The organism is Caulobacter sp. FV2ps19, assembly GCF_058681035.1.
Genome location: NZ_CM178729.1, coordinates 1,248,130 through 1,272,171 on the forward strand (window position 1 = coordinate 1,248,130; position 24,042 = coordinate 1,272,171).

A 24,042-nucleotide genomic window follows, 5' to 3' on the forward strand; every position below is an offset into this window, starting at 1 on the left:
GCGAGCCTGGCGCGCGAGCGAGATGCAGAAGCAGGACGCGTCCCAGCGTCGACTCCTGACTGTCAGCCTACGCCTATCGAAAAATGCGTCTTTGGGGAGGCGTTCGTGACAGACGATGACACCTTCGCCGCTCTGGACGGCGTGGGGTCCAGGCCTCAGGCCTGGAACAGCGCCACGGCGACGGTTCGTCTGGCCGAGATCGGCGTGGCCGGCGCTCTGGCGGCGGTGATGATCGTGCTGCTGTGGCTGGGCCCCCGGGCGGACCTCGCCAGCGCGTCGTCTCAGCCGTTTTTCTGGCTCAAGGCGGTCTATACCGGGGGGCTGGCCTGGGCCGCCCTGAGCGCGACAAAAACGATTGCGCGGCCCCGTGTGCTCGGGTGGACAGCGATTACCATCGCCCTGGTCCTGATCTTCGCCATGCTGATCGCCGCGGGCGTCCAGTTCAACCGCCTGGACCCGGCCGTTCTGGCCGAGCTGTTCATGCCGGCCTGCGTCGGCCCCTGTCTTCTGCAGATCGCCGGTCTGGCCGCGCCAATGCTGGTCTTCGCCGTTCTGGGCCTGAGACCGCTGGAGCTGGAGCAGCCGACCCTGACCGGTCTGGCCGCGGGACTGTTCTGCGGCGGCGTCGCGGCCACGGTGTATGGCCTGCACTGCGTGCAATCGACCTTTGTCTTCGTCGGCTTCTGGTACACGGCGGCCATCGTGCTGTGCGGGGCGGTCGGGGCCGGCGCGCTGAAGCTGCTCGGTGGGTTGTCGCGCGGGCCGTCGCGATAAAAAAGGCCCTCCGGATCGCGCCGAAGGGCCCTGTTTCATTTCAGGCTCGAACGCCTATTCGGCGGCGGCCTTGCCGGGCGGGACGCCGAACTTGGCGTGCAGTTCGCCCGAGGCGTAGCGCCGGGCCATGACGGCGGTGGACAGCGGCTTGATCTTGTCGGCGTGGCCGGCCGAGCCGAACTCGGTGAAGCGGGCTTCACAGACCTTGCGCATGGCCGCCTTGGCGGGCTTGAGATAGGCGCGCGGATCGAACTCTTGCGGCTTTTCCATCAGGATCTTGCGGATCGCGCCGGTGATGGCCATCCGGTTGTCGGTGTCGACATTGATCTTGCGCACGCCGTGCTTGATGCCGCGCTGGATCTCCTCGACCGGCACGCCCCAGGTCTGGGGCATCTGGCCGCCATGTTCGTTGATGATGTCCTGCAGGTCCTGCGGCACCGACGATGAGCCGTGCATCACCAGGTGGGTGTTGGGCAGGCGGCGGTGGATGTCCTCGATCACGTTCATGGCCAGGACGTCGCCGTCCGGCTTGCGCGTGAACTTGTAGGCCCCGTGGCTGGTGCCCATGGCGATGGCCAGGGCGTCGACGCCGGTCTGCTGCACGAAGTCGACCGCCTGGTCGGGATCGGTCAGCAGCTCGTCATGGCTGAGCACGCCCTCGAAGCCGTGGCCGTCCTCGGCCTCGCCCATGCCGCTTTCCAGCGAGCCCAGCACGCCCAGTTCGCCTTCGACCGACACGCCGCAGGCATGGGCCATCTGCACCACCTTGCGGGTGATCTCGACATTGTAGTCGTAGGAGGCGGGGGTCTTGGCGTCTTCCATCAGCGAGCCGTCCATCATCACTGAGGTGAAGCCGTACTGGATCGCCGTGGCGCAGGTGGCCGGGCCGTTGCCGTGGTCCTGGTGCATGCACACCGGAATGTGCGGATACAGCTCGACCAGGCCGTCGATCAGGCGGGTCAGGATGATGTCATTGGCGTAGGCGCGCGCGCCGCGCGAGGCCTGGATGATGACCGGCGAGTTGACGGCGTCGGCCGCCTCCATGATCGCCAGACCCTGTTCCATATTGTTGATATTGAAGGCCGGCAGCCCGTACTCATGCTCCGCCGCATGGTCCAGCAACTGCCTAAGCGTGATCCTCGCCACTGATATCTCTCCTGCAAGCTTGAAAGGTGATGGGTCGTTTCTTGTTTTTGGGGCGTGACGCTTGTGCGTTCTCTGCCCGGGCCGTCTGTGCCAAAGCGGGCCCCTTGGCGGGGCCCGCATGGCGAAAGGGTCTAGATTTCCAGCGCCGCGACGCCGGGAAGGGTTTTGCCCTCCATCCATTCAAGAAACGCGCCGCCGGCGGTCGAGACGAAGGTCATGTCGCCCACCACCCCCGCGTGATTCAAGGCCGACACGGTATCACCGCCGCCCGCCACAGCCACAAGTTTACCCGACTTTGCCAGCTGAGCGGCGTGTTTCGCCGCCGAAACGGTCGCTTCGTCGAACGGCGGGACTTCAAAGACGCCAAGCGGGCCGTTCCAGATCAGGGTCTTGCTGGCGTCCATGGCCGCCAGCAGGGTCTTCACCGTCTCGGGACCGGCGTCCAGGATCAGGTCGTCGGGCTGGACTTCATAGACATTGCGGGTCTGCGCATGGACGCCCGGCTTGACGCTCTTGGCCGTCACCACGTCGGTCGGCAGCAGCAGCTTGCAGCCGGCCACGGCGGCCAGATCGATGATCTCCAGGGCGGTGTCGGCTAGGTCGGGCTCGCACAGCGAGGCGCCGACATCGATCTTGGCCGCATAGAGGAAGGTGTTGGCCATGCCGCCGCCGATCGCCAGATAGTCCAGCTTGGTGACCAGGTTGCGCAGCAGATCCAGCTTGGTCGAGACCTTGGAGCCGCCGACAATGCCGATCACCGGCTTCTTGGGGTTGCCCAGGGCGGCGTCCAGGGCGTCCAGCTCGCGGCGCATGGCCAGGCCCGGATAGGCCGGCAGCAGGCGAGCCAGGGCCTCGGTCGAGGCGTGGGCGCGATGGGCGGCGCTGAAGGCGTCATTGACATAGACGTCGCCCAGCTTGGCCAGCTGCGCGGCGAAGGCCGGGTCGTTCTTTTCCTCGCCGGCGTGGAAGCGGACGTTCTCCAGCAGCGCGACGCCGCCGGCCGGCAGGGCGGCGATCAGGGCGGCGGTTTCATCGCCGATGCCGTCGGCGGCGAAGGCGACCGGCGCGCCCAGCAGGGCGGCCAGGGGCTCGGCCACGAAGCCCAGGCTCATGGTCGGAACGACCTTGCCCTTGGGCCGGTCGAAGTGGGCCAGCAGCACCACCTTGGCGCCCTTGCCGATCAGGAACTGGATGGTCGGCAGGGCCGAGCGCAAGCGGGTGTCGTCGGTGATCTTTCCGGCCTCGACGGGCACGTTGAAGTCCACGCGGACCAGGGCGGTCTTGCCGGCGAGATCGGCGGTGTCGAGGGTGCGGAAGGTCATGTTGCTCTCGTGCTGGAAATGGCCGCCACTTCACGCAGCAGGTTAACGCGTTGGTTGTCGAGCGCACCCAAACGCTCAGCGATGAAGGCTTTGGGCTGCTGGAAATCAGCTAGGTATTGCCATTCGATAGACTGGAAATCTGGAGGTTCAATCGGCGCACCGCCGTCGGGGCTCCAGCCATAACGGCTCCAAGAGTGGAATTTCAGGTAGTCGCAGAGCGGGCCGTTTTTGTCTGAAAGACTGCCGAAAAATTCGGGCATCATGCATAGATTGGCAAGTTGCGTGTAAGCGCCAGGGTTCTTGGGTTGCCCCCAGATATGCGCAAACGTCCATCCTCTCAGATGTTCTGTGTTCTTAATGCCGTGTGCCCAAAGTAGTGCCCAACGTGGTGTGACGTTGTCGTCCAGAAGGACGGTTTGGCCAGCGATCTCTCCGATAGTCAGACGATTTTTCTGATCGCGAACGGATTGAAATACTGGCGCTCCAAGTGCTGACACCACGTTGGGGTGCGGCATTAGGCAATGCCGCGCTACAATTTTGACCAGCGCAAAGCGATCTTCGCCAAGCTCTAATAGAGCCGGAGGAGATGGCATTGGCTTTGGAACTCCCTTCTGCTGCTCCTACAGGAACTTGGCCATCACGAGCGCGGTGTCGCTCATGCGGGTCGCGAAGCCCCATTCGTTGTCGTACCAGCTGAGCACGCGGCCCAGCTTGCCTTCGATGACCTGGGTCTGGGCCAGGGCCGCCGTCGAGCTGGCGGCGATGTGGTTGAAGTCGTGCGAGACCAGCGGCTCGTCAGTGACGTCCAGCACGCCCTTCAGCGGACCGGCGGCGGCGGCCTTCAGGGCGTCGTTCAGCTCGGCGACGGTGGTGTCGCGGGTCGGCACGAACTTCAGGTCGACCACCGAGACATTGGGGGTCGGCACGCGGATCGAAGAGCCGTCCAGCTTGCCCTTCAGGGCGGGCAGAACCAGGCCCAGGGCCTTGGCGGCGCCGGTCGAGGTGGGGATCATCGACAGGGCGGCGGCCCGGCCGCGATACAGATCCTTGTGCATCGTATCCAGGGTCGGCTGGTCGCCGGTGTAGGAGTGGATGGTGGTCATGTAGCCGCGCTCGATGCCGACCGCGTCGTGGATGACCTTGGCGATCGGGGCCAGGCAGTTGGTGGTGCACGAGCCGTTGGAGACCACCAGGTCGGCGGCGCTCAGCACGTTGTCATTGACCTTGAAGACGATGGTCTGGTCGGCGCCGTCGCAGGGGGCGCTGACCAGCACGCGCTTGGCGCCGGCGGTCAGGTGGGCGCTGGCCTTTTCCTTGGTGGTGAACAGGCCGGTGCACTCGAACGCGATGTCGACGTTCAGGTCCTTGTGGGGCAGCTCGGCCGGGTTGCGGATCGCCGTGACCTTGATCTTGCCGTGACCGACATCGATCCAGTCCTCGCCCGAGGTGACGACGCCGGGGAAGCGGCCGTGCACGCTGTCATAGCGCAGCAGGTGGGCGTTGGTCTCGACCGGGCCCAGATCGTTGATCGCCACGACCTCGATGTCGGTGCGGCCGTGCTCGACGATGGAGCGCAGGACGAGGCGGCCGATACGGCCAAAGCCGTTGATGGCGACGCGAAGAGCCATGAGGTCTTTCTCCTAACGATCGGACGCGGCCGAGAAGGACCGGCGTTCCCTGATTTTGCAGGCGCGTTTTGCGGCCAGTGGGCTGGAAGTCAAGCCCGGCAGCGGTCACAACGCATGACGGAATGTGGCCAAGGGTGTTTTCATCACCCTATTGTCGCCGCAGCGGGTGGCGAAGCTGGCCCTGATCTATATGTTGCGTCGCATGATTGGAACCCGCCGATGACCCCGGGCGAAACGAGCGCCCTCGACCTCGCCGCCCGCCGTCTCGATCGCGCCGTGGCGCAGCTTGAGCAACGGTTGGCCGCTCAGGTGGCGCGACCGGCGGTCCAGGCGGCCCCGGCCGCCGCCGGCGACCTGTTCGACGGCGAGGCCGCGCGCCTCAAGGCCGAGCTGGACGCCGCCCATGAGCGCGAGCGCGCGCTGGAGGAGGCCGGAGAACAGGCTTCGGTGGCCCTGGGCCGGGCCATCGCCGAGATCCGCGCCGCCCTGGGCGACGAGGGCCCCTCCAATGACGACGATCTGTCCGACGACGCAGAACCGGTCGAGGCCGATGAGCTGTTCGACGACCCGCGGGAGGCCTGATCCATGGCGCAGCTGACCATCCAGGTGAACGGCCGCCCCTACACTGTCGGCTGTGAGGACGGCCAGGAGGCCCACCTTCTGGAGATCGCCCGCCTGTTCGATCGGCAGGTGCGTCAGGTCAGCCAGGATGTCGGCCAGCTGGGCGAGACGCGGCTGTTTCTGATGGGCGCCCTGCTGCTGGCCGACGAGATGAGCGACCTGAAGCTGCGCCTGGCCCACGCCCAGAGCGAACTGGCCCGCCAGCAGGCCGACCGCAGCCGCGCCGAAGCCACCGCCGTCCGCGCCCTCGACGCCGCCGCCGAGCGGATCGAGAAGCTGGCGGCGGAGTAGGGGTCTCCAAGATCCCCCCCCTCTGGGGCAGGGCTATCGCATAGGGGTTGCTGGCGGGCACAGGCCTTTAAGCAAACTCAAAATTCTTGCCTTCCTGGGCCTTGTGCCCAGGACCCATGTTTGAGGCAGGCTGCGATTGGGCCCCTATTCGCGGCTGAACGGCCCGGAACACTGACCCAAGTCCACATCGGCGGCGCCATGGGTCCTGGGCACAAGGCCCAGGAAGGCTGGGTCTTTTAGCGCCAGATCCATAGGCGATCGCCCTGCCCGCTAGGGGGAGCTCCCCCAGAGGGGGAGCAGCTATTTGACCGCCGCGACGTCAGCAACGCTGGCGCCCGGGCCATCAAGGGCCTATCTTGCTCAATGGCGGGTCTGCTGTGGCCCTCGTCGAAGATTTCTATTCCCAGGGACCTTAATCTCTCTATCGGGATCTGTTCCCTCCCGTGGCCGTGGCTGCGGGAACACGGAGCCCACCTGTAACAAACAGGTTCGAGTGGATTGAAACGTCTTCACGGTTCTTCATGGCGCCGCCACCCTTCTCCCCTTTCCTTGCGTCGCCCGGGTTTTGCCGGTTAAGCAGAGCCCATGGTTCACGCTGACCCCGCCGCCGCCAAGTCGACCCTGCGGATGTTCGTGCGCACCCGGCGCAAGCTGCTGGCCCGCGAGTTTCCCGAGGCCGACCGCATGGTGGCCGAGGTCGGGCGCGCGCCGCTGGCCGCCCGCTTCCCCGATCCGGCCGGCAAGGTCGCGGCGCTCTATCATCCCGCCGGCTCCGAGGTGCCGCCGCGCCTGTTGGCTGACCAGTTGGCGCAGGCCGGCTGGACCCTGGCCCTGCCGTCGGTGGAGGACGGGACCATGGTCTTTCGCCAGTGGGATCGCACGGCGCCGCTGGCCCGCGACAGTATCGGCCTGCACGCCCCGTCCGCTGACGCGCCGATCGTGACGCCGGATCTGGTGGTGGCGCCCTTGCTGGCCTTCGACCGCGACGGCAAGCGTCTGGGGCAGGGCGGCGGCTATTATGACCGGGCGCTGGAGGCCCTGAAGGCGCGGGGCGAGGTCTTCGTGCTGGGCCTGGCCTATGGCGGTCAGGAGACGGCCAATTTGCCGCACGAGGCGCATGATCAAGCGCTGGACGCCATTCTCACCGAAAAAGAGTATATCGCGGTGACAGTCTAGGCGCCCCGTCGGGCGCGTTAAGGAATTTCGATGCGTTTTGCTTTCTTCGGCGATGTCGTCGGCAAGTCGGGCCGCGACGGTCTGGCCGATCATCTGCCCGCCCTGCGCCGCCAGCTGGATCTGGAATTCGTGATCATCAACGCCGAGAACGCGGCGGCCGGTTTCGGCATCACCGAGAACACCGCGCGCGAGCTGTTCGAGGCCGGCGCCGACTGCCTGACGCTTGGCAATCACAGCTGGGACCAGCGCGAGGCGCTCACCTACATCGTCCGCGAGCCGCGCCTGATCCGTCCGGCCAACTATCCGATCCTGTCGGACGCCCCCGGCAAGGGCAGCCACCTGTTCCAGACCGAGCGCGGCCGCACCATCATGGTCATCAACCTGCTGGGCCGGGTGCACATGGACGCCATGGACGACCCCTTCGCCGCCGTGGACCGCGAGCTGGACAAGGCCCCGCTGGGCCAGGTGGCCGACGCCGTGCTGGTCGACATGCACTGCGAAGCCACGTCCGAGAAGATGGCCATGGGCCACTATTGCGACGGCCGCGCCAGCCTGGTGGTGGGCACCCACACCCACGTGCCGACCGCCGACGCCCAGATCCTGCCCGGCGGCACCGCCTACCAGACCGACGCCGGGGCCTGCGCCGACTATGACAGCGTGATCGGCAACCAGAAGGAAGAGCCCCTTCGGCGCTTCACCACCAAGATCAGCGGCGGCCGCTACACGCCGGCCTCGGGTCCGGCCACGGTGTGCGGCGTGTTCGTCGAGACCGATGACCGCACCGGCCTGGCCCTGCGGGTCGAGCCGATCCGGGTGGGCGGCCGGCTGAAGGAAACCGTGCCGGTCGTCTAAGACCGGGGCGATCATGAAAAAGCCGCCCCCGGCGCGAGGCCCGGGGCGGCTCTTGATCCGATCGGCTGCGGACGGGGCTCAGCCCAGGGCGGCCAGATCGTCGTCGCTGATCTCTTCGTTCGAATAGACGGCCTGGACGTCGTCGTCTTCGTTGAGCATGTCCAGCAGCTTCATCAGCGTGCCGACCGCCTCGCCGGTGACGGGAACCTGCATCTTGGGGCGCCAGGCGATCTTGGTGTTGTTGGCGGCGCCGAACTTGGCTTCCAGGGCGGCGGCGACCTCGTTGAGGTCTTCGAAGGCGGTGTAGATGGTGTGGCCTTCGCCCTCTTCGTCCATGTCCGAGGTGACGTCGTCGGCGCCGGCCTCGATGGCGGCTTCCATCATGGCGTCTTCGCTGGCGACCTTGGCCGGATAGGTGACCTGACCCACGCGGTCATAGTTGAAGACCACCGAGCCGGTGGCGCCCATATTGCCGCCCAGCTTGGTGAAGTAGGAGCGGACATTGGCGGCGGCGCGGTTCTTGTTGTCGGTCAGCACCTCGACGATGATCCCGACGCCGCCGGCGGCCACGCCCTCGTAGCGGATTTCCGAATAGTCGGCCGCGTCGCCCATCTGCGACTTCTTGATCGCGCGGTCGATGACGTCCTTGGGCAGGCTTTCGGCCTTGGCGTTGTTCACCGCCAGGCGCAGGCGCGGGTTCATGCTGGGGTCGGGTACGCCCGCCTTGGCGGCCACGGTGATTTCCCGCGACAGCTTGGAGAACAGCTTGGAACGCGCGGCGTCGGCGCGGCCCTTGCGGTGCATGATGTTCTTGAATTTCGAGTGGCCGGCCATTCGGAGGCTCTTCTCTGGTCTGATGATGGAGTTTGGGCGCGCTTCTAGCCTCTGAAGCAGGGTTTTGTCACCCGGCATGATCTCGCGCCCGCAGGGAACCGCGCCGCGCGACGACGGTTAAGCCTCCAGCCAGACGCGCAGCGGCACTTTTCGGCGCTGCGTTTTCACTCTGGCTCCAAGGAGTCCCCCTCATGCGTAAGTTTATGGTCCTCGCGCTCGGCGCCGCCCTGCTGGCCGCCACGCCCATGGCCGCCTCCGCCCAGAGTAGCCCGCCGCGCGGTCACGACACCAACCCCTCGTCTGATCGCGGCCATGACATGGATCGTCCGGGCATGAACCGTCCGGGCATGGACCACAAGGGCGCGGACAAGAACGACTATGGCCGCTGGGACAACAGCTGGGGCAACCGTCCGTCGGCCCCGCCCAAGCACTTCACCAAGCGCGGCGCCTGGTACCAGCACGTGCGGGCCTGCAGCCAGCGCTATCGCACCTACAACGCGCGCACCGACACCTACCAGGTGCGTCGCGGCGTGAGCCGTATCTGCCGCCTGTAGGCTCTGTCCCACGATGAAAAGGCCCCGGCGAGACCCCTCTCGCCGGGGCCTTTTTCGTCAGGCGACTTTCAAGGCGACGTCGATATTGCCCCGCGTGGCCTTGGAATAGGGACAGACCGTGTGGGCCTCGTTCAGGAGCCTTTCGGCGGTCTCGCGGTCCAGGTCGGGCGCGTTCAGCGTCAGGCGGGCGCCGATGTGAAAACTGGCCTCGTCCTTGATCAGGTCGACCTCGACATTCAGGCTGTGCTCGCCCAGCTTGATCTTCTGGCTCCGGGCCACCACGCCCAGCGCGCCCAGGAAACAGGCTCCGTAGCCGGCGGCGAACAACTGCTCGGGATTGGTCCCCACGCCATCGCCGCCCATCGACTTGGGCGAGCCCAGCTTGACGTCGAGATGGCCGTCATCGGTCTTGGCTGTGCCCTCGCGGCCGCCGACAGCGTGGGCGTGAGCGGTATAGATGGCGTCGGTCATGGGAGAGCTCCTGTGAGGGGGGGTAGGATCTTGTTGAACGCGTGAAGCCCGTGATCGTCGCCGAAGCATGCGCGGTCTTCTCCCCGTCACATCCCTTCCGCTACAGTGCCGCCATGACCCTGCGCGTTCATATCGACACCGACTGCGGCGTGGACGACGCCCTGGCCCTGGCCATGCTGGCGCGGGCGCGGGACGTGATCGAGGTGGGCTCGGTGTCGGCGGTGTTCGGCAACACCTATGTCGACCAGGCCGCGGCCAACGCCCGGGGCGTGCTGCGCCTGGCCGGCTGCGGGGCCGAGGTCTATATCGGCGCGGGCTCGGGCCTGGCCAAGCGTCGGGTCGAGCGCATGAGGCCGGCCCATGGGATCGACGGCCTGAACGGGGCGGGCTTCTCGCAGCGCTGGAAGCTGCCCGAACTGGCGCGCGGCCACGGGGTCAGCCTGCTGGCCTTCGTCGCCCGCCGCAAGATCGCCGGCCTGTTCCTGGGGCCGCTGACCAACCTCGCCCAGGGCCTGCTGGATGACCCGGCCGCCTTCCGCGACTGGCGCCCGACGATCATGGCGGGCGCCTTCGCGGTCGAGGGCAAGGCGGCCGGCGGGGCGGATTTCAACAGCTGGAGCGATCCCGAGGCCCTGCAGCGGGTTCTTGAGGCGGGGGTCAGGCCGCGCCTGATGCCGATGGACATCACCAGCCAGATCACCCTGACCCGGGCCGCGCTGGAGGCGGGCTCGGCCTGTTGCGGCTCGCCCCTGTCGCAAAGGCTGGCGCGGGCGACGGCGGGCTATATGCAGTTTCACGCCCAGGTCTGGGGGCTGGTCGAGTCCTGTCACCCCCACGACGCCGTGGCCGCCGCCGCCCTGATCGCGCCCGAGGCCTTCACCTTCGAACCGGCCCGCCTGCGGGTCACGGTCGATGGCCTCCGCCAGGGCCGCATCGACCGCATCGACGGCGAGCCCAATGCCGAGGTCTGTGTCGGCGTCGATGGCGCGGCGGTCGAGCGATTGATCCTGACGACACTGTTCGGGGCCAAGGCGGTGGCGGCTTAGCGGGGAAAATGCTCCACGTGAGTCTCGGCGGTGCGCCCCGAATAGACAGCGCGCCGGCCCGGGAAGGATACGACATAGCCCGCGCAGCCAGCGGCCGTCACCTTGTCGCAGAAGCCCCCATAGCTGTAGCCGGGCGCGTGGGTCTGAGCTTCGATGATCGCCGCCTTGATGGCCGCCGCATCGAAGCGTTCGGCCACGGGGCCATGGCTATCGATCGGCAGCCCCACGCTATCGCCATCGGCCCGGTAATAGGTGGCGGTGGCCCGGCGAAAGTCGATGACATAGCTCTCGAAGCCTTCGCGCAGGAGAGTCGCGACGATATCGGGAAAGGCCATGGCGTCGGTCCGGGCGGCGTCGAGGCACGACTGGGCGATGTCGATCAGGCGGGTATCCATGGGCGGCTCCGGATTGCGGTCAATCGACCGGCGGGGCCCGCAGGCTCAGGCGTTCGATCGTCTCGGTGAGGATGCGCGACAGGGCCGTGCGGTCCTGCAGGGAAAGATGGGCGAAGCACTCGGCCTCATTCTGGTCCGCCAGGGCGGCCAGTTCTGGCACGAAGGCCGCGCCGCGTTCGGTCAGGGACAGGGTCTGGGCGCGACCGTCCTCGCGATTGGCGACGCGCGCCAGCAAGGCCTTTTCGATCAGACGATCCGCCAGCTTGGTGATCGCGCCCCGCGTCAGACCCATGCGCTCGGCCAACTGGCTGGGCGCGACCCCGTCCTGCCCGTGAAGGCTGCGCATCAACACCCACTCGGCCACGGTCACCTGACGGTCCGCCAGCTTACGGGCGAAGGCGTGGGACACGTGGTTGGAGACCTGACGAAGGCTATAGCCCAGATGGTCGGTCAGTTGGGAGGGGGTATCGGTCATGATTGACTAGGAAACTATCGAATAAAGTTTCCTAGTCAATCATTTTTTGTGGGGACGGGATGGTGTGGCCGCCCATCCCGCCACAGCCTACTTCCCGCCCGCATAGTCCTTGATCAGCCCAAACAGGAAGTCGCGGCCGTCATACAGCGACTTGACGCGCATCCGCTCGTTCAGGCCGTGAACGCCCTCGCCTGAGGAACTGCTGAACAGCCCCGAGACGCCATAGGTGGGGATGCCGCCGGCGTTGGTGTGCACGCCGTCCGTGGCGCCCGTCGACATGAAGGGCACGATCGGCACGCCCGGCCATGACTTGGCGGCGTTCTTCTGGATCGGGCCCATGATCATGGCGCTCAGCGGCGGGGGCGGCGAGACGGGCTTGGCCTCGTGGGCCAGGGTGACGGCCACGGCCGGGTCGGCCGCCAGCTCGGTCAGCCGGGTCTTGACCTCATCGACCGGCGTGCCGGGCAGGATGCGGCAATTGACGTTGGCCGTGGCGCGCTGGGGCAGGGCGTTGGGCGCGTGGCCGGCGCTGACCAGGGTGGCGACGCAGGTGGTGCGCAGCATCGAGTTCCACATCGGGTCGGCCGTTATCGCCTTCAGCGCCTCGGGATCGTTGATGTCGGCCACCAGGGCCTTCATCGCCGCGGCCTTGTCGGCCGAAACCCGGGGCTGCATCTGGGTGAAATAGGCGCGGGTGGCGTCGTTGAAGCGGGCCGGGAAGGTATAGCCGCCGATCCGCCCCAGGGCCGCCGACAGCTGATAGATGGCGTTGGCGGGCACCGGTCGGCTGGAGTGGCCGCCGGGATTGGTCACCGTCAGGGTGAAGTCCTGATAGACCTTCTCGCCGGCCTGGACGTTCAGCACCACTTCCTTGCCCTGCTCGTCCAGCAGGCCGCCGGCGCCTTCATTGAGGGCGAATTCGGCGTCGACCAGGGCGCGGTGGTTCTTCACCAGGTCCTCGATGCCGTTATAGCCCTCGCTCTCCTCGCCGCAGGTCAAAGCCAGCTTGATGTCGCGCTTCGGTTTGAAGCCCGCCTGTTTCAGCCGGATCAGGCTGTCGGTCCAGATGGCGGCCTGGGCCTTGTCGTCGGAGGATCCGCGTCCGTAGAAATAGCCGTTCTCCTCGATCAGGGTGAACGGGTCGCGGGTCCAGTCGGCGCGGTTGGCCTCGACGACGTCGATGTGGGCCAGGAGCAGCATCGGCCGGGATTTGGGGTCGGTCCCGCGCAGCACGGCCACCAGCGAACCCTCGCGCGGATGGGTCGGCTCGACCACGATCTGGACGTCGGCCTCGGGGAAACCGGCGGCCTTCAGGCGCGCGCCCATGGCCTGGGCGGCGAGGGTGCAACTGCCCACCGACAGGGTGGTGTTGATCTCGACCAGCTCCTTGTAGAGCCCGCGGAACGCCTGCTGGTCGGGGCGGATCGCCGTGGGCGCGGGCGCCGTCTGGGCCTGAGCCATCGCCGGCCCCATCACGGGAAAGGCCAGCAAGGCCGCCGTCGTCATCCATCCCGCCATGCGCATCACGCCATCTCCCTAGGAACTTTGCGCGAGGAGAGCCCGCCAAGCGCCAGCGCGCAAGGGCCGGCGTTTACCGGTCGTTAGCAATACAGGGGCTTTTCCTCGGACGCGGAACAGGCGATGTTGCGAGAACACATGATGAACATGAATCGCATCCCGATCCGAATCCTGGGGCTTGATCCCGGCCTGCGCCGCACCGGCTGGGGCGTGATCACGGTCGAAGGCTCGCGCATGAGCCACGTCGCCCACGGCGTGATCGTTCCCGACGAGAAGGCCGACTTCGCCCAACGCCTGCTGCACCTGTTCGAGGGCATCTGCGCGGTGATCGCGCAGCACAAGCCCGATGAAGCGGCGGTCGAGGAGGTGTTCCTCAACACCAACGCCCAGTCGACCCTGAAGCTGGGCCACGCCCGCGCCGCCGCCCTGATCGCCCCGGCCCGGGCCGGGCTGCTGGTGGCGGAATACTCCACCCGTCTGGTCAAGAAGGCGGTGGTCGGCACCGGGGCGGCCGACAAGGCCCAGATCGGCTTCATGATCGCCCGCCTGCTGCCCACGGCCGGCAAGACCACGGCCGACTGCGCCGACGCTTTGGCCGTGGCGATCACCCACGCCAATCTGCGCGTCGCCAACCGGAGGGTGGCATGATCGGCAGGCTGAGGGGCGCGGTCGCCGAGGTCGGCGAGGAAGAGGCCCTGATCGACGTCATGGGTGTGGGCTATGTGGTCCGCTGCGGGTCTCGCACCCTGTCGCGCCTGCCGGCCCTGGGCGAGGAAGCCCTGCTGCACATCGAGAGCCAGTGGAGCGAAAGCGCCGGCCTGAGGCTCTATGGCTTTGGCACGCGCGAGGACCGCAAGGCCTTCGTGCTGCTGCAGGCGATCCAGGGCGTCGGCCCCAAGGCGGCGATGGCGGTGCTGGACATCCTGTCGCCGGCCGAGCTGGCGTCCGCCGTCGCCCGCGAGGACAAGGCCGCCGTCGGCCGCGCCTCGGGCGTCGGGCCCAAGCTGGCCCTGCGCATCGTGACGGAACTAAAGGACAAGCCGATCACCGACGGGCCGGTGCTGATGACCGCGCCTTCGACGGGCGCGGCTCCGGCTAAGGCCAAGCCCGCCCCGACCGGCGACGCCGTCGCGGCCCTGATGGGTCTGGGCGTGGCCGAGGTCAACGCCCGCCGCGTGGTCGAGGCCGCCGCCGCCAAGCTGGGCGACGAGGCGACGGTGCAGCAGCTGATCAAGGCCGGACTGCAGGAGCTGGGGCGGTGAGGTTGAGCCACTTGCCTCCTCCGCGCTTCGCGCTCCTCCCCCGTAGGGGGAAGATGGACTGCGCCGACTTCATCTTCCCCCTACGGGGGAGGAGGGCCGCAGGCCCGGAGGGGGCAAGGTCATGACCCGCATCATCTCCGGCGAAGCCCAGCCCCACGAGGCCGCGCCGTTCGCGGCCGACAAGGCGCTGCGTCCGCAGACCCTGGCCGAGTTCGTCGGTCAGGAGCAGGCCAAGGGCAATCTGCGGGTCTTTATCGAGGCGACCAAGGGCCGGGGCGAGGCCCTGGACCATGTGCTGCTGTTTGGGCCGCCCGGCCTGGGCAAGACCACCCTGGCCCAGATCATCGCCCGCGAGCTGGGGGTGAATTTCCGCGCCACCTCGGGCCCGGTGCTGAACAAGCCCGGCGACCTGGCGGCGATCCTGACCAACCTGGAAGCCAACGACGTCCTGTTCATCGACGAGATCCATCGTCTGTCGACCAATGTCGAGGAGATCCTCTATCCGGCCATGGAGGACCATGTGCTGGACCTGGTGATCGGGGAAGGGCCCTCGGCGCGCTCGATCCGCATCGACCTGGCCCCCTTCACCCTGGTGGCGGCGACGACGCGGGCGGGGATGCTGGCCACGCCGCTGCGCGACCGGTTCGGCATTCCGATCCGGCTGGAATTCTACACCCACGCCGAGCTGAAACAGGTGCTGATGGCTGCGGCTCGCAAGATGGGCGCGCCGCTGTCGGAAGACGGCGCCGCCGAGATCGCCGCCCGGGCCAGGGGCACGCCGCGCGTCGCCGGTCGGCTGCTGCGCCGGGTGCGCGACTTCGCCGAAGCCGATGGCGCGACCGTCATCGACCGCAAGGCCGCCGGCCTGGCCCTGGCCCGGCTGGAAGTCGACGAAGTCGGCCTCGACAGCCTCGACCGCCGCTATCTGCGGGCCCTGATCGAACACTATGGCGGCGGTCCGGCCGGGGTCGAGACCCTGGCCTACGCCATCGCCGAAGCCCGCGACGCGGTGGAAGACGTCATCGAGCCCTATCTGATGCAGCAGGGCTTCATCCAGCGCACGCCGCGCGGCCGGGTGGCCTGCGGCAAGGCCTATCTGCACCTGGGCCTGACCCCGCCGGCCGCGCCGGCGACGCAGGCGGGGTTGTTCGGGGAGGAGTAGGACATGCGCGCGATACGGCTTCTGACCGCCGTCCAGGCGACGGCCTGCCTCGGCGTTTCCCTGGCTGCGATCGCCGCAGCCGGCGCCGGCCGCAACGCGCTGGGGGTTCAGAGCCTCTCCGCGGTCATCGCCCTGGGCCTGGCGCTGGTCGTGATGCGCTTCTGGCGCAAGGCCGGCTGGCGGCTGTGGTCGCTGATGACCGCCTGCGCCCTGGCCCTGGTCTGGACGCTGATGACCGGCGTCACCCTGGAGGGCGCGCGGCGCTGGCTGGCCCTGGGGCCGGTGCAACTGCACACCGCGTCCCTGGTTCTGCCCCTCGCCGCCTGGGCGTTCGCGCGCGGGTTCGACGACCGCCGGGTCGCGCCAATCGCCGCCGGTGTCAGTCTGGCGCTGCTGTATCAGCAGGACGCCGCGTCCGCCCTGGCCTGGGCCTTGGCCCTGGGGGCGGCGACGCTGGTTCAGCGTCCGCGCCAGGTGGTCCCCTGGGCGGTGGTCGCCGTCGCCATGCTCCTGGCCTATGCCGCCTGGACCGAGCCCGACACCCTGCCGGCCGTGCCCTATGTCGAGGGCCTGCTGCGCACGAGCTTCGACGCCAGTCCCGTGCTGGGCGTGCTGGCCGCCATCCTGATGTTCAGCCTGCCCGCGCCGTTCCTGCTGGTCGCCGCCCGCCGCCCCGAACGGCGCGCCGAGGCCCTGGCCCTGGCGGCCCTGTGGGCGGGCTGGATCGTCGCCAACCTGTTTGCAAACTATCCCGCGCCCGTCCTGGGCTACGGCGCCGCGCCGATTCTGGCCTGGGGCCTGTCTGTCGGTCTCGTCTTCGGCGAGGGCCATAACAGCCCCTAGCTTGAGGCTACAACATGATCCAGCCGTCCGTGTGCGACGTCGCATAGGATTGCCCGGTTCAGCTCTCGACGTCCTGAGCGCCGTGCCGGATGCGCAGAATGAGAATGGCGTCATCCCGCACCCTGTAGCGGATCAGATAGGGGTGGATGATCGCCAATTCCCGCAGTCCACGCGCTGCCGGTCGCCCGCGTTCCGGATGCAAGGCCAGGCTGTCGGCCGCCGACTGAAGGCGTTGCGCGAGGCGCACGGCGGCCGATGCGTTGAACGCTGATACGTAGGCGAAGATGTTTTCGAGGTTGGACACGGCTTCCGCCGTCCAAAGAATCCGGCGCACTAGTCGCCAGGTTTTGGGGCCGGCTTGGGCGCGCCATCAGCCCATGACGTCAACCAGCGCGTTACGGCCTCGTGGCTAATCACGCGGCCTGCCGCGACGTCAGCCTCAGCACGAGCATCGGCGGCGGTCTCCGCCGCGTCGTCCGGTTCGCCGAAGATGGCGGGTTCGATCTTCATGCCCAAATCCTATCATGAAGGGAAAAGATGTCCACAAACAATCTATAAGAGTAAAGCGTCTTTTGCACGCTTTACGACCCTGTTCATTTCGTATCCGGGGTTATCGCTGTCCCCACGCCAACCTATACTTCCCTGACCGAGGGCGCGCCGGAGCATAGATGATCACCCCAGACCCCACCGCCGGCGTCTTCGACGGCCGCGAGCATCAGTTGCCCGTGCGGATCTATTACGAAGACACCGACTTTTCCGGCATCGTCTATCACGCCAACTATCTGCGCTATTTCGAGCGCGGGCGGAGCGACTTCTTCCGGCTGATCGGCATTTCGCACACCGCGCTGGCCCAGGCCGACACGGCGTTCGCGATCATCCGCATGGAACTGGACTTCAAGCGCTCGGCGCGGATCGACGACGCCCTGGTGGTGCGCACCACCTATGACGCCATCAAGGGCCCCCGCCTGTTCGTCAGCCAGAGGATCACCCGCGGGGACGACCTGATCTGCCAGGCGGCGGGTGTGGCGGTGTGCATCACCCTGGATGGTCGGCCGCGCAAGCCGACGGCGGAGATGATCGCCCAGATGACACCCTGGCTTGCGGCTGGCGCGCCTGAAGCCTGAGCGGACGCATTTTCTCGCTCTCCCGGCGATTGTCATAGTTTCACCAAAGCGCTGCTTCATGCCAGTAAGGCACAACACTCAGTACTGACGCCCGAACGGAGCAGGATTTCCCGCATGGACGCCGCCGCAGCCGCCCCCACCAGTTTCTCGTTCCTCGCCCTGTTTCTGCAGGCCGACTGGGTGGTCAAGGGGGTGATGATCGGGCTGATCCTCGCCTCGCTGGGATCCTGGGCGGTGATTCTGGACAAGCTGTTTCGCTTTTCGGCCCTGAACAGCGCCGCCACCCGATTCGAGGCCCAGGTCGGTTCCGGCCGTTCGCTGGAAGACGTCGCGGGCGAGGCCGGCGCTTCGCCGCGTCATCCGCTGCCGCGCATGTTGCAGGCGGCCCTGCGCGAATGGCGTGAGGCCAAGGCGCGCGGCGCCCTGAGCGAAAATCAGGCCGCCTTCCTGATCCAGCGCATCGACCGGATCATGGACAGCATGATCGCCCGCGAGACCGCCAAGGCCGAAGAGGGGCTGGGCAGCCTGGCCATCGTCGCCACGGCCAGCCCGTTCATCGGCCTGTTCGGCACGGTGTGGGGCATCATGCACGCCTTCCAGGCCATCGCCCTGTCGAAGAACACCTCCCTGGCCGTCGTGGCGCCGTCGATCGCCGAGGCCCTGTTCGCCACCGCCATCGGCCTGGTCGCCGCCATTCCGGCCTATATCGCCTACAACAAGTTCTCGACCGATGCGGGCAAGTACGCCGCCCGCCTGGAAGGCTTCGCCGACGACCTGTCCACCGCGATCCAGCGTCGCCTGGCCGAGCGGGGCTGATCCGATGACCATGTCCGCCAACGACGCCTTCGCCACCGGCGGGCGACGCGGTCGCCGGCGTGGTCGCCGCTCGCGCGGGGCGCTGTCGGAGATCAATGTCACGCCGCTGGTCGACGTGATGATGGTGCTGCTGATCATCTTCATGATCAGCGCCCCGCTGCTGACCGCCGGCGTGCCGCTGGAACTGCCCAAGACCGAGGCCGCCGCCCTGCAAAGCCAGCAGGAGCCGATCACGGTGTCGATCCGCAGCGACGGCGCGATCTTTGTCGGCGAGACCGAGATCCCGTTCGAAAACCTGGCCCCGCGCATCACCGCCATCGCCGGCGACGGCTATGACAAGCCGCTGTTCGTGCGAGCCGACGGCGCAGCGACCTACGCCATCGTCGCCCAGACCATGGCGGCCCTGTCGAACGCCGGCTTCGCCAAGATCAATCTGATCACCGAGACCGGCGGACCTTCGTCGGGCGCCCCCTCTCCCGGAACGGCGCCTCGCGACGCCCTGCCCGAAGGCTCGGGCGATCTGCGGCCCGCCCAATAGACGCCCATGAGCCAGCGCCCATGAGCCGTTCTCAAGCCGAACCTCGATTCTCGCCGGCCCTGATCGGGTCGGTGGCGCTGCACGGCCTGGTGGCGGCGGTGATCCTGTTTGGCCTGCCGTGGAAGAAGCCGATCCCCATCACCCTGGGCGAGAGCGTGCCGGTCAACATCGTCGCCACCGGCCCGACCAATGTCCGCCCCGCCGTGGAAGCCCCGGAAGACCAGACGGCCCAGAGCGAGGATCCTGTCCCTGACGCGACGCCGGAGCCGCCCGCTCCGACGCCCGCCCCCGTTCCGACGCCGACCCCGACCCCGCCGTCCAAGGCCGCGCCCAAGCCGACCCCGGCGCCGACGCCCGCCAAGAAGCCTGCTCCGGCCAAGGCCAATGACGACTTCTTCGCCTCCCTGGAGGCGTCGTTGTCCAAGACGAAGAAATCGACCGGCAAGCCGACCTCCGCCGGCGCCAAGGGCCCGGCCCGGCAGGAGACCTCGGTCTCGGCGCGCCCCGCCCTGGGCGCCGCGACGGGTCTGTCGGCCGCCGCCCTGGGCCGGCTGCAGGGCGAGGTGCAGGATCGCTGGAACCCCAATTGCGAGGTCGAAGGCGGCTCCAACGTCAATGTGCGGGTGGTGTTCGTGATCGGCGCCGGCGGCCGGGTGGTGGGTCAGCCGGAATCGCCCGGCACCAGCTCGCCCGATCCGGTGGTCAAGGCCGCATCCGACCGGGCGGTCCGCGCGTTGTTGCAGGCCTCGCCGTTCGCCTATCTGCCGTCTGACCTGTACGGTCAGAAAATCGCCCTGAACTTCAACGCAAAACAGGCTTGCTCCCCATGAAGACCGCCAAGGGAAATGTGATGCGCTTGAAAGCCCTGGTTCTGATGGTCGCCGCCCTGCTGGGCGGCGCCATGACCTCGCCGGCCGCCGCCCAGATCGAGGTCGACATCAACGCCGGCGCGGTCAAGCCGCTGCCGATCGCCATTCCGGTGTTTTCGGGATCGCCGCGCGGCGCCGAGATCGCCCAGGTCATCACTGGAAATCTCGAGCGCTCGGGCCTGTTCCAGCCGCTCAATGTCACGGGCGTCGCCGACAGCCTGCAGGACGTCAATGTCCAGCCGCGCTTTCCCGACTGGCAGGCCACCGGGGCCCAGGCCCTGATCAACGGGCAGGTCACGGTGGGCGCCGACGGCGGCCTGCGGGTCGATTTCCGCCTCTGGGACGTGTTCAGCCAGCAGCAGCTGCTGGGCCTGCAGTTTTCCTCCACCCCCGACAACTGGCGCCGGGTTGCCCACAAGATCAGCGACGCTGTCTATGAGCGGCTGACCGGCGAGAAGGGCTATTTCGACACCCGCGTCGCCTTCGTGGCCGAGAGCGGCCCCAAGCTGGCCCGCATCAAGCGCCTGGCGATCATGGACCAGGACGGGGCCAACCCGCAGTTCCTGACCGACGGCTCCTATATCGTCATGACCCCGCGCTTCTCGGCCACCAGCCAGGAGCTGACCTATATGGCCCTGCGCCCGACCGGGTCGTCGATCTATCTGCTCAATCTCGAGACCAGCCGCCAGGAAACCGTGGGCAAGTTCCCGGGCATGGTGTTCGCGCCGCGCTTCTCGCCCGACGGCGCCAAGGTGGCCTTCTCGGTCGAGAAAGGCGGCAACAGCGACGTCTATGTGCTGGACCTGCGTAGTCGCCAGTCGACCCGCATCACCACCGATCCGGCCATCGACACCTCGCCGTCCTTCTCGCCCGACGGCTCCAAGATCGTGTTCAATTCCGACCGCGGCGGCCAGGCCCAGCTCTATGTGATGAACGCTGACGGTTCGGGCGTGCGCCGCATCTCCTACGGCGGCGGCCGTTACACGACGCCGGTCTGGAGCCCGCGTGGCGACTTCATCGCCTTCACCAAGCAGGCGGGCGGCCAGTTCCATATCGGCGTCATGCGCACCGACGGTTCGGACGAGCGCCTGCTGACCACCAGCTATCTGGACGAGGGCCCGACCTGGGCGCCGAACGGGCGGGTTCTGATGTATTTCCGCGAAGCCCAGAGCGGCAATCCGCGACTGTGGACCGTGGACATCACGGGCCGGATCCTGAGGCCGGCGGCCTATCAAGGCGCGGCCTCCGACCCCGCCTGGTCGCCCCTTCTCGACTAGGCGTTCCATGAGCCGGCAACTTCGGCTTTTCCCAGGCGTTTGTTGTGAAGGTTCGCCTTGCAAGTGAATCAAGGTCCCGATTTGGGCATCTGACGTCATTGTGAGGCTTGGGCCGGCGTTTTCATTGTACCGCCGAGGGACTTGGCGGATATCCATCGGTCCAAACCGAGGTTTTTAGGAGAAACTGGATGCACTTCGACACAAAGCGCGCCACTAGACTGGCGCTAATCGGTTTGGCGGCCGCATCTCTCGCCGCCTGCGCTTCGCGTCCGAAGCCCGCCGGTCCCGCGCCGGTCGCACCGACTCCTGCCGAGCCCAGCGCACCCTATACGCCGCCGGCGCCGCCGCCCGTGAACCAGGGCCCGATCCCCGGCTCGGTGCAGGACTTCGTCATCAACATCGGCGAGCGCGTCTATTTCGACACGGACGAATATGTCGTGCGGAGCGACGCCCAGCCCGTGCTGGCGGCTCAGGCCCAGTGGCTGAACCGCTATCAGGGCGTTCGCGTCCGTATCGAAGGCAATGCCGACGAACGCGGCACCCGCGAATACAATCTGGCGCTCGGCGCCCGCCGCGCCAACGCCGTCCGCGACTTCCTGGTCAGCCAGGGCGTGTCGGCCTCGCGCATCGAAACCCTGTCCTACGGCAAGGAGCGTCCGATCGACGCCGGCTCGTCGGAAGACGCCTGGGCCAAGAACCGTAACGCCCGCACCGCCATCACCGACGGCGCGCGCTAAACCAATGAGCCCTTCTCCCTTGATGGGGGAAGGGCAGGGATGGGGGTGATGCGGCGGCGACGCTGAACCACCCTGCCACGCCCACCTAGCCCTCCCCCATCCAGGGGGAGGGTTTTCGGGTTTGCCCCACTTTTGTCCGCAATCAGGGCATAATCGCCGACATGACGTTCAAATCCGCTCTGCTCGCCGCCGTGTTGGCCCCCCTGCTGCTTGGCGCCGCTGTTCCGGCCCTGGCCCAGACCCCCATGCCTGACCCGCTGGACGACCGTTCGGTCAAGCGCGTCGAACGCATGGAAAAGGTGGTGCGTGAACTGCGCTCAATCGTTTTCCAGGGTCGTGACACAGGCAAGCCGGTGATCGTGCAGCCCGCCGAGACCGACGCCCAGATCCAGGCCCTGGGCGAGCGGGTCGGCGATCTCGAACAGACCCTGCAGAAGATCAACAGCCAGAACGAGGTTCTGACCCACGATCTGGACCAGGCCCGCAAGGCTGCGGGTCAGCAGAAGGTCCGCGCCGATGCCCTCGAGGGGCGTCTGGCCGCGCTGGAGGCCAAGCTCGCGGCCATCGACGCCGCCGCCCAGCAGACGGCCCTGGCCGGCGAGGCCCCCGCTGCGTCCGCGGCGCCGGCCGATCCGGCCGCCGACTTCAGCGCCGCCCGCCAGATGCTGCTGGACGGCGACTACGCCAAGGCCGAAGCGGCCTTTTCAGCCTTCGTCGCCAACTATCCCGACAGCGCCAAGACGCCGGAAGCCAGCTACTGGCTGGGCGAAACCCTGTCCGTGCGCGAGGCCTATGGCGACGCCGCCGGCGCCTATATCAGCGCCATTCGCGGCTGGCCGCAGACCAGCTGGGCGCCGGACGCCACCGTCAAACTGTCCCGCGCCCTGATGGCGCTGAAGAAGCCGTCCGACGCCTGCAAGACCCTGGACGAGTTCGCCAAGCGCTATCCCAAGGCCCCGCCGGCCGTTCGCTCGCGCGCGGCTTCGACCCGCGTCGCGGCCAAGTGCGCCTAGGCGGCGTCCAGGCCGCCTTCGATCGACGGCTCGACCCCGCGAGCGCCGCCCCCCTGGCGGTCGGCTTCTCGGGCGGAAGCGATTCCCTCGCCCTGCTGTTGATGACCCTCGACTGGGCGCGCCGCCACGACCGCCCGGTGATCAGCCTGACGGTCGATCATGGCCTGCAGGCCGACAGCGCCCACTGGACCCGCGACGCCGTGGCCAAGGCCCAGGCCCTGGGCGCCGACGCCCGGGCGCTGGTCTGGACCGGCGACAAGCCCAAGACCGGTATCCCCGCCGCCGCCCGCCGCGCCCGCCACGCCCTGCTGGCGGACGCCGCCCGCGCCGCCGGGGCCAGGGTGCTGCTGCTGGGCCACACCGCCAGCGACCGGGCCGAGGCCACCGCCATGCGGGCCGAGGGCTCGACCGTGTCCGATCCCCGCGACTGGTCGCCCTCGCCGGTCTGGCCAGAAGGCCGCGACGTGTTCCTGCTGCGACCCCTGCTGGGTGTCGGCCGCGACGACCTGCGCGGCTGGCTGAGGCTGGCTGGCGAGACCTGGCTCGACGATCCGGCCAATGACGACCTGCGCTACGCCCGCGCCCGAGCCCGGCGAGACCTGGCGGGCGATGTCGACGATGAACTGGTCCCGGGTCCTGTCCCGACGCCAGGAGAGTTCGAAGGCTCGGCGACCGGCGTGCTGATTCTGCCGCGCGACATCTCGGCCGCCCAGCTCGCCATGGCCTGCCTTTGTGTGGCTGGGACCGAGCGGCCGCCGCGCGGCGAGCGGCTGCAACGGCTGGTCGCCCGGCTGCGATCGGCCGAGACCTTCACCGCCACCCTGGCCGGGGCGCGGATCGAGGCCGGCCCCGAGGGGCGGGTCACCCTGTGCCGCGACGCCGGCGAGACGGCGCGCGGCGGTCTGGCCGCCCTGAGCCTGTCATCCGGCGAGACCGGCGTCTGGGACGGCCGCTATGAGGTCCGCGCCGGACCGGAGCCCATCACCGTCCAGGCGCTGAAGGGTCTGGCGGCGGGTCTGCCCAGGGACCAGCGCCCGGCGCTGAAGGCCGTCCCCGCCGCCGCCCGCCCCGCCTTGCCGGCCCTGGTCGAGGCGAGCGGCGCGGTCCGTTGTCCCATGCTGGGCGGCCCGGCTTTTGCTATGAGGAAAGGCGAGTGTGTCAGGCCGCTCTTTCTGGATCGATTCATGGCCGCGATCGGCTTAATCGACCAAGAATGCGTGACCTTATGACGCATGCGTGGCGCAAGCGCTCGCGACCCCCTATCTTGGGTGGTCGAAGGCTATCGTTGGGAAGACGAC

General features: G+C 67.9%; 30 protein-coding genes. 19 read left to right on the forward strand and 11 right to left on the reverse strand.

Annotated features, from left to right (window positions below; translation table 11 throughout):
• Positions 1–105 precede the first annotated feature (105 nt).
• Entirely contained in the window at positions 106–774 is a 669-nt protein-coding gene (locus ACW18B_RS06065) for a DUF1109 domain-containing protein (protein ID WP_492050401.1), read from the forward strand.
• A 54-nt stretch (positions 775–828) separates the two neighbouring features.
• On the opposite strand, the gene fba is transcribed toward ACW18B_RS06065, so the two are convergent.
• The 4 genes from fba to gap all read right to left on the reverse strand — a co-directional run bounded on the left by fba (position 829) and on the right by gap (position 4,870).
• The gene (gene fba, locus ACW18B_RS06070; protein ID WP_492050403.1) at positions 829–1,920 is read right to left on the reverse strand and encodes a class II fructose-bisphosphate aldolase; all 1,092 of its coding nucleotides are present in this window, start codon (positions 1,918–1,920) and stop codon (positions 829–831) included.
• A gap of 131 nt (positions 1,921–2,051) precedes the next feature.
• The gene (locus ACW18B_RS06075) at positions 2,052–3,242 is read right to left on the reverse strand and encodes a phosphoglycerate kinase (RefSeq protein ID WP_492050404.1); all 1,191 of its coding nucleotides are present in this window, start codon (positions 3,240–3,242) and stop codon (positions 2,052–2,054) included.
• Positions 3,239–3,835, reverse strand: coding sequence for a hypothetical protein (locus ACW18B_RS06080; RefSeq protein WP_492050406.1), 597 nt, complete (start codon positions 3,833–3,835; stop codon positions 3,239–3,241). The genes ACW18B_RS06075 and ACW18B_RS06080 overlap by 4 nt, the downstream gene beginning before the upstream one ends.
• A 27-nt stretch (positions 3,836–3,862) precedes the next feature.
• Positions 3,863–4,870 carry a type I glyceraldehyde-3-phosphate dehydrogenase gene (gene gap, locus ACW18B_RS06085; RefSeq protein ID WP_492050408.1) on the reverse strand — a complete coding sequence of 336 codons (1,008 nt, stop codon included), beginning with the start codon at positions 4,868–4,870 and terminating at the stop codon, positions 3,863–3,865.
• Positions 4,871–5,089: 219 nt separating this feature from the next.
• Here gap and ACW18B_RS06090 point away from each other — a divergent pair, with 219 nt between their 5' ends.
• The 4 genes from ACW18B_RS06090 (at position 5,090) to ACW18B_RS06105 (ending at position 7,810) form a co-directional block, all read left to right on the forward strand.
• Positions 5,090–5,452, forward strand: a complete 363-nt coding sequence (locus tag ACW18B_RS06090) for a DUF4164 family protein (RefSeq protein WP_492050409.1) — start codon at positions 5,090–5,092, stop codon at positions 5,450–5,452.
• A 3-nt stretch (positions 5,453–5,455) separates the two neighbouring features.
• Complete coding sequence (locus ACW18B_RS06095; protein ID WP_492050411.1) at positions 5,456–5,782, forward strand: cell division protein ZapA; 327 nt, start codon at positions 5,456–5,458, stop codon at positions 5,780–5,782.
• Between the two features lie 585 nt (positions 5,783–6,367).
• A complete protein-coding gene (locus tag ACW18B_RS06100) occupies positions 6,368–6,958 on the forward strand; it encodes a 5-formyltetrahydrofolate cyclo-ligase (protein WP_492050413.1) in 591 nt (196 codons plus the stop codon).
• 30 nt (positions 6,959–6,988) lie between these two features.
• On the forward strand, positions 6,989–7,810 hold the full coding sequence (locus ACW18B_RS06105; RefSeq protein WP_492050415.1) for a TIGR00282 family metallophosphoesterase: 822 nt from the start codon (positions 6,989–6,991) through the stop codon (positions 7,808–7,810).
• 78 nt (positions 7,811–7,888) lie between these two features.
• On the opposite strand, the gene ACW18B_RS06110 is transcribed toward ACW18B_RS06105, so the two are convergent.
• Positions 7,889–8,644: a YebC/PmpR family DNA-binding transcriptional regulator gene (locus ACW18B_RS06110; protein ID WP_492050417.1), complete on the reverse strand. Its 756-nt coding sequence runs from the start codon at positions 8,642–8,644 to the stop codon at positions 7,889–7,891.
• Positions 8,645–8,835: 191 nt separating this feature from the next.
• Between ACW18B_RS06110 and ACW18B_RS06115 the strand changes: the two genes are divergently transcribed.
• Entirely contained in the window at positions 8,836–9,198 is a 363-nt protein-coding gene (locus tag ACW18B_RS06115) for a BA14K family protein (RefSeq protein WP_492050419.1), read from the forward strand.
• Between the two features lie 57 nt (positions 9,199–9,255).
• Here the strand turns inward: ACW18B_RS06115 and ACW18B_RS06120 are convergent, their stop codons facing one another.
• On the reverse strand, positions 9,256–9,669 hold the full coding sequence (locus ACW18B_RS06120) for an organic hydroperoxide resistance protein (protein ID WP_492050421.1): 414 nt from the start codon (positions 9,667–9,669) through the stop codon (positions 9,256–9,258).
• 113 nt (positions 9,670–9,782) lie between these two features.
• On the opposite strand from ACW18B_RS06120, the gene ACW18B_RS06125 reads away from it, so the two are divergent.
• Complete coding sequence (locus ACW18B_RS06125) at positions 9,783–10,715, forward strand: nucleoside hydrolase (protein WP_492050423.1); 933 nt, start codon at positions 9,783–9,785, stop codon at positions 10,713–10,715.
• Here the strand turns inward: ACW18B_RS06125 and ACW18B_RS06130 are convergent.
• The 3 genes from ACW18B_RS06130 to ACW18B_RS06140 all read right to left on the reverse strand — a co-directional run bounded on the left by ACW18B_RS06130 (position 10,712) and on the right by ACW18B_RS06140 (position 13,109).
• A complete protein-coding gene (locus ACW18B_RS06130; protein WP_492050425.1) occupies positions 10,712–11,110 on the reverse strand; it encodes a DUF1398 domain-containing protein in 399 nt (132 codons plus the stop codon). The genes ACW18B_RS06125 and ACW18B_RS06130 overlap by 4 nt on opposite strands.
• Before the next feature lie 19 nt (positions 11,111–11,129).
• Positions 11,130–11,585, reverse strand: coding sequence for a MarR family winged helix-turn-helix transcriptional regulator (locus ACW18B_RS06135; RefSeq protein ID WP_492050427.1), 456 nt, complete (start codon positions 11,583–11,585; stop codon positions 11,130–11,132).
• An 87-nt stretch (positions 11,586–11,672) separates the two neighbouring features.
• Positions 11,673–13,109: a M20/M25/M40 family metallo-hydrolase gene (locus tag ACW18B_RS06140; protein WP_492050429.1), complete on the reverse strand. Its 1,437-nt coding sequence runs from the start codon at positions 13,107–13,109 to the stop codon at positions 11,673–11,675.
• Between the two features lie 120 nt (positions 13,110–13,229).
• Between ACW18B_RS06140 and ruvC the strand changes: the two genes are divergently transcribed.
• From ruvC to ACW18B_RS06160, 4 genes are all read left to right on the forward strand, one after another.
• Complete coding sequence (gene ruvC, locus ACW18B_RS06145; RefSeq protein WP_492051626.1) at positions 13,230–13,751, forward strand: crossover junction endodeoxyribonuclease RuvC; 522 nt, start codon at positions 13,230–13,232, stop codon at positions 13,749–13,751.
• Entirely contained in the window at positions 13,748–14,365 is a 618-nt protein-coding gene (ruvA, locus tag ACW18B_RS06150) for a Holliday junction branch migration protein RuvA (protein WP_492050431.1), read from the forward strand. The genes ruvC and ruvA overlap by 4 nt, the downstream gene beginning before the upstream one ends.
• 121 nt (positions 14,366–14,486) lie before the next feature.
• Positions 14,487–15,527, forward strand: a complete 1,041-nt coding sequence (gene ruvB / locus ACW18B_RS06155; protein WP_492050433.1) for a Holliday junction branch migration DNA helicase RuvB — start codon at positions 14,487–14,489, stop codon at positions 15,525–15,527.
• Between the two features lie 3 nt (positions 15,528–15,530).
• Entirely contained in the window at positions 15,531–16,370 is an 840-nt protein-coding gene (locus ACW18B_RS06160; protein WP_492050434.1) for an FtsW/RodA/SpoVE family cell cycle protein, read from the forward strand.
• Positions 16,371–16,428: 58 nt separating this feature from the next.
• Here ACW18B_RS06160 and ACW18B_RS06165 read toward each other — a convergent pair whose 3' ends face one another.
• A complete protein-coding gene (locus ACW18B_RS06165; protein WP_492050436.1) occupies positions 16,429–16,704 on the reverse strand; it encodes a type II toxin-antitoxin system RelE/ParE family toxin in 276 nt (91 codons plus the stop codon).
• On the reverse strand, positions 16,704–16,880 hold the full coding sequence (locus ACW18B_RS06170; RefSeq protein WP_492050438.1) for a CopG family transcriptional regulator: 177 nt from the start codon (positions 16,878–16,880) through the stop codon (positions 16,704–16,706). Before ACW18B_RS06170 ends, ACW18B_RS06165 begins: the two co-directional genes overlap by 1 nt.
• Before the next feature lie 158 nt (positions 16,881–17,038).
• Between ACW18B_RS06170 and ACW18B_RS06175 the strand changes: the two genes are divergently transcribed.
• The 8 genes from ACW18B_RS06175 (at position 17,039) to tilS (ending at position 23,973) form a co-directional block, all read left to right on the forward strand.
• Complete coding sequence (locus tag ACW18B_RS06175; protein WP_492050440.1) at positions 17,039–17,494, forward strand: YbgC/FadM family acyl-CoA thioesterase; 456 nt, start codon at positions 17,039–17,041, stop codon at positions 17,492–17,494.
• 114 nt (positions 17,495–17,608) lie between these two features.
• Entirely contained in the window at positions 17,609–18,310 is a 702-nt protein-coding gene (tolQ, locus tag ACW18B_RS06180; RefSeq protein WP_492050442.1) for a protein TolQ, read from the forward strand.
• Between the two features lie 4 nt (positions 18,311–18,314).
• Positions 18,315–18,848, forward strand: a complete 534-nt coding sequence (locus tag ACW18B_RS06185; protein WP_492050444.1) for an ExbD/TolR family protein — start codon at positions 18,315–18,317, stop codon at positions 18,846–18,848.
• 20 nt (positions 18,849–18,868) lie between these two features.
• Positions 18,869–19,678 carry a cell envelope integrity protein TolA gene (gene tolA, locus ACW18B_RS06190; RefSeq protein ID WP_492050446.1) on the forward strand — a complete coding sequence of 270 codons (810 nt, stop codon included), beginning with the start codon at positions 18,869–18,871 and terminating at the stop codon, positions 19,676–19,678.
• 20 nt (positions 19,679–19,698) lie between these two features.
• A complete protein-coding gene (tolB, locus tag ACW18B_RS06195) occupies positions 19,699–20,994 on the forward strand; it encodes a Tol-Pal system beta propeller repeat protein TolB (protein WP_492051628.1) in 1,296 nt (431 codons plus the stop codon).
• Positions 20,995–21,182: 188 nt separating this feature from the next.
• Positions 21,183–21,731 (forward strand): peptidoglycan-associated lipoprotein Pal, encoded by a 549-nt coding sequence (gene pal, locus ACW18B_RS06200; RefSeq protein WP_492050448.1) that lies wholly within the window; start codon positions 21,183–21,185, stop codon positions 21,729–21,731.
• Between the two features lie 161 nt (positions 21,732–21,892).
• Positions 21,893–22,744, forward strand: a complete 852-nt coding sequence (gene ybgF, locus ACW18B_RS06205) for a tol-pal system protein YbgF (protein WP_492050449.1) — start codon at positions 21,893–21,895, stop codon at positions 22,742–22,744.
• A complete protein-coding gene (tilS, locus tag ACW18B_RS06210; protein WP_492050451.1) occupies positions 22,735–23,973 on the forward strand; it encodes a tRNA lysidine(34) synthetase TilS in 1,239 nt (412 codons plus the stop codon). Before ybgF ends, tilS begins: the two co-directional genes overlap by 10 nt.
• Positions 23,974–24,042 lie beyond the last annotated feature (69 nt).

Excerpts from the sequence above, each read along its gene's own strand:
- ACW18B_RS06135 (WP_492050427.1), bottom strand. The coding sequence starts at position 11,585 with ATGACCGATACCCCCTCCCAACTGACCGACCATCTGGGCTATAGCCTT.
- ACW18B_RS06075 (WP_492050404.1), bottom strand. The coding sequence starts at position 3,242 with ATGACCTTCCGCACCCTCGACACCGCCGATCTCGCCGGCAAGACCGCC.
- tolA (WP_492050446.1), top strand. The coding sequence starts at position 18,869 with ATGAGCCGTTCTCAAGCCGAACCTCGATTCTCGCCGGCCCTGATCGGG.
- ACW18B_RS06160 (WP_492050434.1), top strand. The coding sequence starts at position 15,531 with ATGCGCGCGATACGGCTTCTGACCGCCGTCCAGGCGACGGCCTGCCTC.
- ACW18B_RS06105 (WP_492050415.1), top strand. The coding sequence starts at position 6,989 with ATGCGTTTTGCTTTCTTCGGCGATGTCGTCGGCAAGTCGGGCCGCGAC.
- gap (WP_492050408.1), bottom strand. The coding sequence starts at position 4,870 with ATGGCTCTTCGCGTCGCCATCAACGGCTTTGGCCGTATCGGCCGCCTC.
- ACW18B_RS06170 (WP_492050438.1), bottom strand. The coding sequence starts at position 16,880 with ATGAAGATCGAACCCGCCATCTTCGGCGAACCGGACGACGCGGCGGAG.
- ACW18B_RS06090 (WP_492050409.1), top strand. The coding sequence starts at position 5,090 with ATGACCCCGGGCGAAACGAGCGCCCTCGACCTCGCCGCCCGCCGTCTC.
- ACW18B_RS06140 (WP_492050429.1), bottom strand. The coding sequence starts at position 13,109 with ATGCGCATGGCGGGATGGATGACGACGGCGGCCTTGCTGGCCTTTCCC.
- ACW18B_RS06175 (WP_492050440.1), top strand. The coding sequence starts at position 17,039 with ATGATCACCCCAGACCCCACCGCCGGCGTCTTCGACGGCCGCGAGCAT.
- pal (WP_492050448.1), top strand. The coding sequence starts at position 21,183 with ATGCACTTCGACACAAAGCGCGCCACTAGACTGGCGCTAATCGGTTTG.
- tolQ (WP_492050442.1), top strand. The coding sequence starts at position 17,609 with ATGGACGCCGCCGCAGCCGCCCCCACCAGTTTCTCGTTCCTCGCCCTG.
- ruvB (WP_492050433.1), top strand. The coding sequence starts at position 14,487 with ATGACCCGCATCATCTCCGGCGAAGCCCAGCCCCACGAGGCCGCGCCG.
- ACW18B_RS06115 (WP_492050419.1), top strand. The coding sequence starts at position 8,836 with ATGCGTAAGTTTATGGTCCTCGCGCTCGGCGCCGCCCTGCTGGCCGCC.
- ybgF (WP_492050449.1), top strand. The coding sequence starts at position 21,893 with ATGACGTTCAAATCCGCTCTGCTCGCCGCCGTGTTGGCCCCCCTGCTG.
- ruvA (WP_492050431.1), top strand. The coding sequence starts at position 13,748 with ATGATCGGCAGGCTGAGGGGCGCGGTCGCCGAGGTCGGCGAGGAAGAG.
- ACW18B_RS06095 (WP_492050411.1), top strand. The coding sequence starts at position 5,456 with ATGGCGCAGCTGACCATCCAGGTGAACGGCCGCCCCTACACTGTCGGC.
- ACW18B_RS06080 (WP_492050406.1), bottom strand. The coding sequence starts at position 3,835 with ATGCCATCTCCTCCGGCTCTATTAGAGCTTGGCGAAGATCGCTTTGCG.
- ACW18B_RS06110 (WP_492050417.1), bottom strand. The coding sequence starts at position 8,644 with ATGGCCGGCCACTCGAAATTCAAGAACATCATGCACCGCAAGGGCCGC.
- ACW18B_RS06130 (WP_492050425.1), bottom strand. The coding sequence starts at position 11,110 with ATGGATACCCGCCTGATCGACATCGCCCAGTCGTGCCTCGACGCCGCC.
- ACW18B_RS06185 (WP_492050444.1), top strand. The coding sequence starts at position 18,315 with ATGACCATGTCCGCCAACGACGCCTTCGCCACCGGCGGGCGACGCGGT.
- ACW18B_RS06120 (WP_492050421.1), bottom strand. The coding sequence starts at position 9,669 with ATGACCGACGCCATCTATACCGCTCACGCCCACGCTGTCGGCGGCCGC.
- ACW18B_RS06100 (WP_492050413.1), top strand. The coding sequence starts at position 6,368 with ATGGTTCACGCTGACCCCGCCGCCGCCAAGTCGACCCTGCGGATGTTC.
- tolB (WP_492051628.1), top strand. The coding sequence starts at position 19,699 with ATGCGCTTGAAAGCCCTGGTTCTGATGGTCGCCGCCCTGCTGGGCGGC.
- ACW18B_RS06125 (WP_492050423.1), top strand. The coding sequence starts at position 9,783 with ATGACCCTGCGCGTTCATATCGACACCGACTGCGGCGTGGACGACGCC.